Here is a 9482-nt window from a genome sequence, read left to right on the forward strand (position 1 = left end):
CGAGCGCCCCCGCGGCGCGCCTCACACAAGGAGGCGCACCGCGGGGGTCTGCGCATCGACTGCGAGTACACGTTCGCAGTGTCCGCATGTCAGCTCGTGCGGCCGCACCGCGTTGGTCTGGATGCTGTGGGTGCCCGACTTCTTGGCATCCTGGCAGTAGTAGCCCAGGTGCAGCCGGACCCAGGGGTGGCTGGTGGGCGCCGCGGACTTGTTGCCGTCCCGGGTGTCCGTAAAGGGTGCCCACCAGAAGTCGAGCAGGGCCCGGACCGCCAGCCCCTCCCGGCCGTTGGTGGTGTCGAACGCGGCGATCCTGGCGGCGGTGTGGTGCCGTGCGAATCCGCTGCGGCTGCCCGAGCACAGCGCCCGCTCGGCCCCGCGCTCGAAGAGCGTCGTCCGGCCGGTGCGCTCGCAGATGAAGCAGTCCAGCGAGACCTCCAGCGTGGCGCGCCAGTACAGCTGATGGGAGTCCCCACCTCGAAGGCCCTCGCCGGTCAGCTTCGCGGTGATCTCGGCCGTACGCAGCACGGATGACACTCCTCTCGCAGAACGGGGCCGCTCACCAGCGCACCGGCAGGCTCCGCAGGCCGCGCATCAGCATGCCCGACAGCCAGTCTCCCGGGGGTCCGTCGAGCGCGAGATCCGGGCATCGCTCCAGCAGGGAGCGCAGCGCGACGCGGGCTTCGAGGCGGGCCAGTGGCGCGCCCAGGCAGTAGTGGATGCCGTGTCCGAAGGCGAGATGGCCCTGCGGGGCGCGGTGGATGTCGAAGCGGTGCGGGTCCGGGCAGTATGCCGCGTCGCGGTCGGCGGCGTCGAGGCCGATCATCACCGTGTCGCCCACCGCGATGGACCTGCCGCCGATCTCCATCGGCTCGGCCGCGTAGCGGTACGTCGCCGTCTCCACCGGTCCCTCGAAGCGCAGGACCTCCTCCACCGCGCCGTCGAGGAGGGTCATGTCGGCCCGCAGCGCGGCGAGTTGGTCCGGGTGGGTGAGCAGAGTGTGCACCGCGGTCGTGATCAGGTTGACCGTCGTCTCGTGGCCCGCGACCAGCAGGATGAACGCCATGCCGCGCAGTTCGGCGCGCGAGAGGCGGTCGCCGTCCTCGGCGCGGGTGCGGATGAGGGCGCCGAGCAGGTCGTCGGCCGGCTCCGCGCAGCGCTTGTCCTCGATCAACTCGTCGAGATATGCGGCAAGTTGCTCGATGGCGGCGAGTTCGGTGTCTCCGCCGGACGGGGCCACGATCTCGTTCGACATGGCTCGGAAGGCCTCCCGGTCGATGTCGGGGACGCCGAGGAGCTCGCAGATGACCGTCATGGGCAGCGGGTAGGCGAAGGAGTCCACGAGGTCGGCGCGGCCCTTCGGCAGCATCGCGTCCAGCAACTCGTCGGTGATCTGCTGGACGCGCGGACGCAGCGCCTCGACGCGCCGCATCGTGAACGCGCCCGCGACGAGCGAGCGCAGCCGGGTGTGCTCGGGCGGATCGCTGATCAGCACATACCGGCCCATCAGCTCGTCTTCGAACGAGCTCAGCCCCCTCTTGGTGCTGTCCTTGGACAGCCTCGGGTCGGCGAGGGCGGCCCGCGCCTCCTCGTACCCCACGACGAGCCAGCCCTCGTACGCACCGGGGGGCGGCGTGCGCACCCAGTGCACGGGACCGCGCTCGCGCAGTGCCGCGTACACCGGATACGGATCCTTCGTGAACCGCGCCCCGTACTCCCCCAGATCGATCATGGTTCCTCCTCCCGTTGCCCCGATCAACGATCGCGACCCCCGATCAGTGCCCGTCCTCCGCTCAGTGCCCGTCCTCCGCTCCGTGCCCGTCCTCCTCCAGAAGCCCGGCGTCATACGTCAACAGGGCGATCTGGACGCGGTTGTTGAGGCCGAGCTTGGCGAGGATGCGCGAGACGTGGGTCTTGACGGTGGCGACGCTCATGAAGAGCCCGGCGGCGATCTCCGCGTTCGACCTGCCTTGTCCTACGGCGACGGCGACCTCGCGTTCCCGGTCGTTCAGGGCGGCGACCCGGTCGCGGGCGGTCGTACGGCGGGTATCGGGCGCGCCGCCGGCCGCGTGTTCCATCAACTGGCGGGTGACGGTGGGCGACAGCACGGGATCACCGGCCGCGACCCGTCTCACCGCCGCAAGGATCTCCGCGGGCGGGGTGTCCTTCAGTACGAACCCGGCCGCCCCCGCGCGCAGCGCCCGCAACACCTGGTCGTCGGCGTGGAAAGTGGTCAGGACCACGACCTGCGGCGCCTCCTGGCGACCGCGCAGCCTCTCCGTGGCGGTGAGTCCGTCGACCGTGGGCATCCTGATGTCCATCAGGACGACGTCCGGTTTGGTGCGGTCGACAAGAGCTTCCACCTCGCTCCCGTCGGCGGCCTCTCCGACGATCTCGATGTCCTCGGCGCCGCCCATCATGAAGGACAGGCCGGCTCTCACCAGGGGATCGTCGTCGACGAGCAGCAGTCGGATCGCAGTCATGGGATCCACCTAACCAGGTCGCCGGCCTTCGACCAGAACGCCTGCGATCAGGACGTCTCAAATCAGCGCCGCCAGATACCTTTCCCCGGCCCGCGCGCTCCCGGCGCCATGCGCGACTCACCGCTGACCGCCGGAATGCCGGGGCGGTCGGAAGGCCGGGGCAAGAATGCCCGTGAGGGTCCGCCGATTCGCGGCGGGCGCGAATTCCGGGCGCCTGGACAGCGGCTTGACGGCGACGTGACGAGGACCGCGCGGGCCTCGCGCGAGTGCGCCCCGCGGTGGAAGGAACCTTGGCCATGCGTGCCGCTTATGTCGAACAACTCGGCCCACCCGAGGCCATTCGCTACGGAGAGCTCGCCGCACCCGTGCCGGGTCCCGACGAGGTCCTCGTCGACGTGGGGGCCACCACGGTCAACCCCGTGGACGTGTTTGTCCGTTCAGGGGTCTTCCGTACGCCGCTGGAGTTCCCCTTCGTCATCGGCCGGGACCTGGTGGGCACGGTCGCGTCGGCCGGGGGCGGGTTCGCCGTCGGCGATGCCGTGTGGTGCAACAGCCTTGGCCACGGCGGCCGTCAGGGTGCGGCGGCCGAGCAGGCCGCGGTGCCCGTCGACCGGCTCTACCCGCTCCCTCCGGGCGTACCTCCCGAAGTCGCGGTGGCTGTGGTCCACCCGGCCGCTGCCGCGTATCTCGCCCTGTTCACCCACGGTGGCCTGTGTTCGGGCGAGACAGTGCTGGCCGGTGGAGCCGCGGGAAACGTGGGCGCCGCGCTGGTGGTCCTCGCCGTCCGCGCGGGCGCCCGAGTCATCGCGACGGCGTCGGCGGGCGACCACGACTACTGCCGGGAGCTGGGAGCCTCCGAGGTGGTGGACTACCGCGATCCCGAGCTCACGCGGCGCCTCGCGGAGCTGGCCCCCGACGGAGTCGACCTCCATGTCGACACCTCCGGGCACAACGACCTCGCCTCCGCCGTCGCCCTGCTCGCGCATCGCGGCCGTATCGTCCTGATGGCCGGCGCACAGGACGAACCCGTCCTCCCGGTGGGTCCCCTCTACATGAAGGACGCGTCCGTACGGGGCTTCGCCATCTCCCACGCCACCACCGGGGAGCTCGCGTCGGCGGCGACCACGCTCAACGACCTCTTCTCCCGGGACCTGCTCCGCCCGCGCGCCATGGAGACGCTGCCGCTGAGCGCCGCGGCGGAGGTCCACCGGCGTATGGAGCGTGGGGAACTCCATGGCAGGCGAGTGGTTCTGCGCACCGGCTGCTGAGCCGTCGCGGGGGGGCGACAGGTGGTTTTCGCCCCTCCTCCACCCCTGTCCGTCCCCTACCTGGGGGCTGCGCCCCCAGCCCCCTAAAAGATCGAGCAGTTCCCCGCGCCCCTGCAGGGGCGCGGGGACTGCTCGACAAGCGGGGGCACCAACCTCACAGCCCGGCCGGGCCGGGCCCCCGCCGTCAGCCGGTCCACGGCAGCCACGCGTGCACCAGGAAGCCCCCGTCCCCCTCGGCACCGTGCTTCAGCCAGCCGCCGGCCAGCGTCGCCCGCTCCGTCAGTCCGATCAGTCCCTGCCCCGACCCGGGGACGTGGGGGACGTCACCCGGCGGCGCGGGATTGCCGACGGAGACGGTCAGGCCGTCTCCGGAGGCTCCGCGAACCGTCACCGTCACCTCCGCGCCCGGCGCGTGCTTGCGGGCGTTGGTCAGGCCCTCCTGGGCGATCCGGTACGCGGTGCGTCCGACGGACGCGGGGACGGCGGCCGGATCGGCGACGCGGTTGTCGAGGACGACCTTCATGCCGGCCGAGCGGGACTCGGTGACCAGCCCGTCGAACGCGGCGAGCGTCGGCTGCGGCCGCCCGGCCTCATCGGAGTCTCCGGCCCGCAGCACGCCGATGATCTCCCGCAGGTCCTGCAGCGCCTCGTGCGCGCTCTCCCGGATCACCCCGGCCGCCCGCGCGACCTCCTCCTGGGGCGCGTCCGGTCTGAACTCCAGAGCCCCCGCGTGCACGCTCAGCAGGGTGAGCCGGTGCGCGAGCACGTCGTGCATCTCACGCGCGATGGCCTCGCGCGCGAGCCGCTGTGCCTGCTCGGCCCGCAGCGACGCCTCGGTCTCGGCCCGCCGCGCCCGGTCCCGCAGGCTCAGCATGAGTTGACGCTTGGAGCGTACGAACATGCCCCAGCCGACCACCGCCACGGTGAACAGCGCGGTGAGGGTGACCGCGACGAGGTACGGCATGTCGGGGTCGGGCCGCAGCCAGAAGATGAAGGGGAACAGCACGAGCGAGACCCCGGCGAGCCAGCCCACGAACTTGAAGGGCCGGTGCACGGCGAGAGTGAAGAGCGCGACCATGCCCGCGCCGCCCGCGGTGTTCGAGACCAGCCCGACGGGGACCATCGCGACGGCCAGCCCCAGCGGCCAGCGCCGCCGAAGCCAGACGGCGCCGCAGGCGAGCGCGCCGAGACACTGGTCGACGACGGCGAGGCTGTGCGGGGTGTGCGGGTCGTGTGCCAGTGTGTTCGCCGCCGCCAGCCCGATGACGACGGCGAGCAGGAAGCACCCGAAGTCGACGACCCAGTCGCGTACGGTGCGCCGGGGCCGCCCGAACCGGCCCTCGCCGGCGTCCGGGTCCAGCTCCGCGACCACGGCGGACGGCAGCAGCCAACGCCGCGCGGGAAGCACGTGTGCGGGCTCGGCCAGGGCCCCGGACACGGACGTCGGCTGTCGTGGCGTACGCGCCGGATAGTCACCACTCACGGTCGACAAATCTACGCAGGCGCGCCCGCCGGCACCTCCCCTCGACCGGGATCACCGACCAAAGTCGTACCCCTTCAGACTTTCGTCCGACCCTCGTCACCACGACCGCCGACTTCGGTCGGACATGCCTCGCCTCGCGGCCGATGAACGTGGGGGGTCGGCGGGGCGAGGGTCATCACATGAGGCAGATTCTGGAGCTACTCGGTTTTGTCGCCCTGGTTCAGGGCGCGCTGGGTCTGGTGCACGAGATCACCGGCCGGCTGCACGGGTGGGGGCTCGTCCAGCGGCTCGGCTTCCTCGACGGCTACGAGATCTACGCGAGCGTCACACTCCTCGTACTGGCGTTCGCGCTGTTCGCGGCCGCCGAGAGCCGGAAGTCCGGCTGAACGCGGACGGGACTTCCGGCGGACCGGGTCACCGAGGCGATCGGAGGCAGTCAGAGGAAAACGCCGCGACGGCTCTGCTCGCCCTCTCTCACGGCGGGCGGGACGGACGCGCTCACGGCGGGTGAGACGGACGCGAGCGAGCGCTGACGGTGGCGGGACGGCGTGACCGTCACGGGACGGGTCTTACCGTCACAGGAGGGCTCTTACCGTCACAGGACGGCGCCGAGAATCGTGACGGCGGCCAGCCGGCGAGTTCTCCTCGTGTACTCCTCGGCCTCCCGGCTCGGCTCCCGCCGGTCGTTGCAGTTCACCCGGCGGAGAAGCTCCTCGAGGGCGTCCTGCTCCTTGCCCGGTCGGCCCGGGAAGAGGGGGTATTCGTACGTGTTCATGATCTGCCCCTGTCGACGGTGCGTGCTCGTGGCGACCCGGTCCCGTTGCCGTGGGCTACAGCCCGAGGTCGAGGGCCAGGCAGGAGAAGGTGTGACGCGCGTCCGCGTTGTCATGGGCGCCCCCCGCCCGGCCGTCCGGGACGAACTCCGCCTCTTCGGTCATGTCTTCGAACCGGATGCGCTCGGGCAGCTTGCCGAAGCGCGCACGCCGTGCCGCCGCGGCGGCGTCCCTCGAGGGTTCCTGCTTCATGTCCGGCCTCCACTCCGTGGATCGTGGACGGATCCCGTCGACCGACAGGTCCGCCGCCAGTCTGCACTCGCATTCGTCACCGGTCAAGATGGTGACGACGGGATACTTGTGAACTGCGGGATTGGCCGCCATGCGGCCGGGTCCGCCCCCCTGCTACCCTCCAAAATACGTGTTCACACGTGTTTACATGTGGCCTGGGCGACCGGTCCGGCCACCGGCCGAACCCACAGCCACGGCCTCGCCCCAGGAGACAGACGTACGACCCAAGGAGCACAACGATGACCTCCACCACCCCGACCACCGACGCGCCGGGCACCGACGTCGGCGTCCTGATGCCCGTGATCGTCCACTTCGACGACCTGGACCCCATGGGCCTGCTGCACAACAGTCGCTACCAGGTGCTGGTCGAGCGGATGTGGGGATGGTTCTGGCGGGACAAGGGCATCGGCGGCAAGAGCGGCATCGAAGGAGACGGCTTCAACGTCGTCAAGACGTTCGCCATCACCTACGACCTCCCCGTGGCGGAGGTCGGCGAGTACGCCGTACACCTGTGGATGGAGCGCATGGGCACGACCTCGGCCACCGCGGGCTACCGCGTGTGCTCGGCCGACGGGAAGACGACGCACGCCCACGGCAGCCGCACCGTCGTCCGTCTCGACAGCGCCACCCTGACGCCCACGCCGTGGTCCGAGCGGGTCTGGGAGATCGCCCGAACCATGGGTCTGCCCCAGGACCAAGCCTGAACCGGGACTTCGCGGAGGCCAACGGCGGCGCGGCTGTCGCCAACGGGACACCTCCACCAGAGTAACCATCTTGACAGGTGACGCACATCCTTGAGAGTCTCTCGTCACCGGTCAGAACGGTTACTTCTCGGTGAGGACATCCCATGACAGTCGTACGGTTCCATCTCGTCTCCAAGCTCGGCCCCAAGGACGTGCTGGAGGTGCTGACCGACTTCAGCCCCTCGCGCGCCAAGGCCTGGCCCACGATCGACGCCCGACACTTCGAGGTCCACGAACTCGGCGACACCTGGGCCGAGGTCACCGAGGGGACCGCCGCGGCCTGGGAGCGCGCACGCTACGAGTGGGAGCCGACAGGTGACACGGTCACCATCACCACGCTCGACTCGAAGCTCTTCGGAGCCGGCGGCGGATGGGTCTTCCGGATGACCCCGGAGGGCGATGGCACCCGGGTCGATGTCGAACTGACGCGACAGCCGAGCACGGTCAAGGGCAAGATGCTCGCCGCACTGCTCCCCCTGGCCGCTCCCTCGTCTCTGCGCAAGTCCTTCGCGGGACCCCTGCAGGCGAAGTGACGCGCTCCCGGCCCATGAACCACGGGACCGTCGGTGCGGCAGGGCTCTCACCGTGAGGGGCCGACAGCGTGAGCTGTCGGCCCCTTTGTCATGGCGCCCTGCACCCGGGTGCAGGCTGACGTCCCGAGAGGGGCGATGTCCACCTTCACCCTCCTCGCCGCTTCCGGCACCGGCGCGGGCACCGCAGACAATTGACTTACGTCACGTCCCCGCAGCTCGTACGACACGTCCCGGCGCCGCCTCTGCGCCGACGCGAGCACCCCACACCGGCTCGAATGTTCCGTCAACCGCCCCGGACAGGGCCTTCCTTTGACCGTCAACTGACCGATGTGCGGGCTCCGCCCCCGGCGAAGAGTTGTGGACGCAGACTTCGTCCCACGGAGGGGAACTCCTGTCATGCACCGTGATCAGTCACCCCTGCGGGCGCGTTCGGCGCCCGCGCTTGTGCCTTCGCTGCTCCTGGCCCTCGATCAGATGCTCGATGAATTCACCCGGCTGCCCATATGTGCGGAGTTCCGTTTCGACCCGGACATGCCCGCGGTGATCACGGTCGAGTTCCTGGCGGAACGGGGACCGAGTCTCATCTGGCGCATCGGCCGCGAGCTCCTCCATCGCGGCCTGACGGCGATGAGCGGCTCCGGCGATGTGCGGATGTGGCCGATGTCGCCCGGAGAGCGGCCCTCGGCATGGCTGCTTCTCGAATCGCAGGAGGTGGAGGCCCTGTTCGAGGTGCCCACCGCGCCGCTGGCCCAGTGGCTCGACGCGACCTACCGGATCACCTCGGCCGAGGCGGAGATGGACGGTCTGAACTGGGACGCCTTCCTCATGGAACTGCTCGACGGCCCGGGAGCGCCGACCGAATGACGACTATCGGGCCCACACATGGATGATTTGCTTCTCATTGCGTCACCTGTCAGAGTGGTGACGCGCAGGGTTGCCGTCGTCGGCCCGGTGCGTGGCCCGTGCCACACGTATGCCGCCCCGGGCACCCGATGACAACGCTTTGCCGCAGGCCGCGAGTGTGCGGCGGACAAGGAGGAATGACGTGAGGACCAGCAACCCGTTCCTTTCCCGCTGGGGCGCCGCCCGGGACGCCGCCGGCCCGGCCGACGTCTACGCGCGCCGGCCGGTGGGTGCCGCGGTCGGAGGCCGGCCGGCGGACGACCACCTGACCAACCCCTACGCCCCCGGTGCCGACACGTCGCCGCGGACCGACCGGACCGCGGTGACGATGGACGACGTCATCGTCCGCACCGGGACGACGCTCGGCACCGTGGCCCTGACGGCGGTGCTGTCCTGGCTCCTGCTGCCCGTCGACGAGGCGAACATCGGCCGGTCCTACGGCATCGCCGTGGGCGCGGCGCTCGTCGCCTTCGTCCTGTCGATGATCCAGGCCTTCAGGCGGACGCCGTCCCCGGCGCTGATCCTCGGGTACGCGGCGTTCGAGGGCGTCTTCCTCGGCGTGCTCTCCAGCACGATCTCGACCTACATCGCGCCGGGTGTGGTCGTGCAGGCGGTGCTGGGCACCTTCGCGGTGTCCGCGAGTGTGCTCGTCGCGTACCGGATGCGCTGGATCCGCGTGACCCAGAGGTTCACCGGCTTCGTCGCCGCCGCCGCGACCGGCTTCCTCCTGCTGCTGGTCGCCGACCTCCTCTTCTCCGCCTTCGGCGCGGGCAACGGCCTCGGCTTCCACAGTGGCGGCCTCGGCATCCTCTTCGGCGTCATCGGCATCCTGCTCGGCGCGGCCTTCCTCGCCCTGGACTTCAGGCAGGTCGAGGACGCCGTCGCCTACGGCGCCCCGCGCGAGGAGGCGTGGCTGGCCGCCTTCGGTCTCACCACGACGCTGGTGTGGATCTACCTGGAGGTGCTGCGGGTGCTGACCCTCTTCAACAGCGACAACTGAGTTCTCCG

Annotated in this window: 12 protein-coding genes; 6 read left to right on the forward strand and 6 right to left on the reverse strand. The window is 70.6% G+C overall.

All coding sequences use genetic code 11. The annotated features are described in order from the left end of the window. Positions 1-21 precede the first annotated feature (21 nt). From IEY95_RS42990 to IEY95_RS43000, 3 genes are all read right to left on the reverse strand, one after another. Positions 22-525 carry a hypothetical protein gene (locus tag IEY95_RS42990; RefSeq protein WP_189191721.1) on the reverse strand — a complete coding sequence of 168 codons (504 nt, stop codon included), beginning with the start codon at positions 523-525 and terminating at the stop codon, positions 22-24. Positions 526-556: 31 nt separating this feature from the next. Next, positions 557-1729 carry a cytochrome P450 family protein gene (locus IEY95_RS42995; protein WP_189191722.1) on the reverse strand — a complete coding sequence of 391 codons (1173 nt, stop codon included), beginning with the start codon at positions 1727-1729 and terminating at the stop codon, positions 557-559. A 61-nt stretch (positions 1730-1790) separates the two neighbouring features. Next, positions 1791-2480 (reverse strand): response regulator, encoded by a 690-nt coding sequence (locus IEY95_RS43000; RefSeq protein WP_189191723.1) that lies wholly within the window; start codon positions 2478-2480, stop codon positions 1791-1793. A 296-nt stretch (positions 2481-2776) separates the two neighbouring features. Here IEY95_RS43000 and IEY95_RS43005 point away from each other — a divergent pair, with 296 nt between their 5' ends. Continuing rightward, positions 2777-3748 carry an NADPH:quinone reductase gene (locus IEY95_RS43005; RefSeq protein ID WP_189191724.1) on the forward strand — a complete coding sequence of 324 codons (972 nt, stop codon included), beginning with the start codon at positions 2777-2779 and terminating at the stop codon, positions 3746-3748. Between the two features lie 184 nt (positions 3749-3932). Here the strand turns inward: IEY95_RS43005 and IEY95_RS43010 are convergent, their stop codons facing one another. Next, positions 3933-5231, reverse strand: a complete 1299-nt coding sequence (locus IEY95_RS43010; protein WP_373294665.1) for a histidine kinase — start codon at positions 5229-5231, stop codon at positions 3933-3935. Between the two features lie 179 nt (positions 5232-5410). On the opposite strand from IEY95_RS43010, the gene IEY95_RS43015 reads away from it, so the two are divergent. Next, a complete protein-coding gene (locus IEY95_RS43015; protein ID WP_189191725.1) occupies positions 5411-5617 on the forward strand; it encodes a hypothetical protein in 207 nt (68 codons plus the stop codon). A 209-nt stretch (positions 5618-5826) separates the two neighbouring features. Here the strand turns inward: IEY95_RS43015 and IEY95_RS43020 are convergent, their stop codons facing one another. Both IEY95_RS43020 and IEY95_RS43025 read right to left on the reverse strand, forming a co-directional pair. After that, entirely contained in the window at positions 5827-6006 is a 180-nt protein-coding gene (locus tag IEY95_RS43020) for a hypothetical protein (protein WP_189191726.1), read from the reverse strand. Between the two features lie 55 nt (positions 6007-6061). Beyond that, positions 6062-6256: a hypothetical protein gene (locus IEY95_RS43025; protein ID WP_189191727.1), complete on the reverse strand. Its 195-nt coding sequence runs from the start codon at positions 6254-6256 to the stop codon at positions 6062-6064. 278 nt (positions 6257-6534) lie between these two features. On the opposite strand from IEY95_RS43025, the gene IEY95_RS43030 reads away from it, so the two are divergent. From IEY95_RS43030 to IEY95_RS43045, 4 genes are all read left to right on the forward strand, one after another. Beyond that, a complete protein-coding gene (locus IEY95_RS43030; protein ID WP_189191728.1) occupies positions 6535-6999 on the forward strand; it encodes an acyl-CoA thioesterase in 465 nt (154 codons plus the stop codon). Between the two features lie 143 nt (positions 7000-7142). Further along, positions 7143-7571 (forward strand): SRPBCC family protein, encoded by a 429-nt coding sequence (locus tag IEY95_RS43035; protein ID WP_189191729.1) that lies wholly within the window; start codon positions 7143-7145, stop codon positions 7569-7571. Between the two features lie 396 nt (positions 7572-7967). Beyond that, a complete protein-coding gene (locus IEY95_RS43040) occupies positions 7968-8435 on the forward strand; it encodes an SsgA family sporulation/cell division regulator (protein ID WP_189191730.1) in 468 nt (155 codons plus the stop codon). Between the two features lie 181 nt (positions 8436-8616). Then, complete coding sequence (locus IEY95_RS43045) at positions 8617-9474, forward strand: Bax inhibitor-1/YccA family protein (RefSeq protein WP_189191731.1); 858 nt, start codon at positions 8617-8619, stop codon at positions 9472-9474. Positions 9475-9482 lie beyond the last annotated feature (8 nt).

It is taken from the genome of Streptomyces albiflavescens (assembly GCF_014645835.1).
Taxonomy (GTDB): Bacteria; Actinomycetota; Actinomycetes; order Streptomycetales; family Streptomycetaceae; genus Streptomyces; species Streptomyces albiflavescens.

Coding starts and splice junctions, on each gene's coding strand:
- IEY95_RS43025 (WP_189191727.1), bottom strand. CDS start 6,256: ATGAAGCAGGAACCCTCGAGGGACGCCGCCGCGGCGGCACGGCGTGCG.
- IEY95_RS43040 (WP_189191730.1), top strand. CDS start 7,968: ATGCACCGTGATCAGTCACCCCTGCGGGCGCGTTCGGCGCCCGCGCTT.
- IEY95_RS43030 (WP_189191728.1), top strand. CDS start 6,535: ATGACCTCCACCACCCCGACCACCGACGCGCCGGGCACCGACGTCGGC.
- IEY95_RS43020 (WP_189191726.1), bottom strand. CDS start 6,006: ATGAACACGTACGAATACCCCCTCTTCCCGGGCCGACCGGGCAAGGAG.
- IEY95_RS43005 (WP_189191724.1), top strand. CDS start 2,777: ATGCGTGCCGCTTATGTCGAACAACTCGGCCCACCCGAGGCCATTCGC.
- IEY95_RS43015 (WP_189191725.1), top strand. CDS start 5,411: ATGAGGCAGATTCTGGAGCTACTCGGTTTTGTCGCCCTGGTTCAGGGC.
- IEY95_RS42995 (WP_189191722.1), bottom strand. CDS start 1,729: ATGATCGATCTGGGGGAGTACGGGGCGCGGTTCACGAAGGATCCGTAT.
- IEY95_RS43035 (WP_189191729.1), top strand. CDS start 7,143: ATGACAGTCGTACGGTTCCATCTCGTCTCCAAGCTCGGCCCCAAGGAC.
- IEY95_RS43000 (WP_189191723.1), bottom strand. CDS start 2,480: ATGACTGCGATCCGACTGCTGCTCGTCGACGACGATCCCCTGGTGAGA.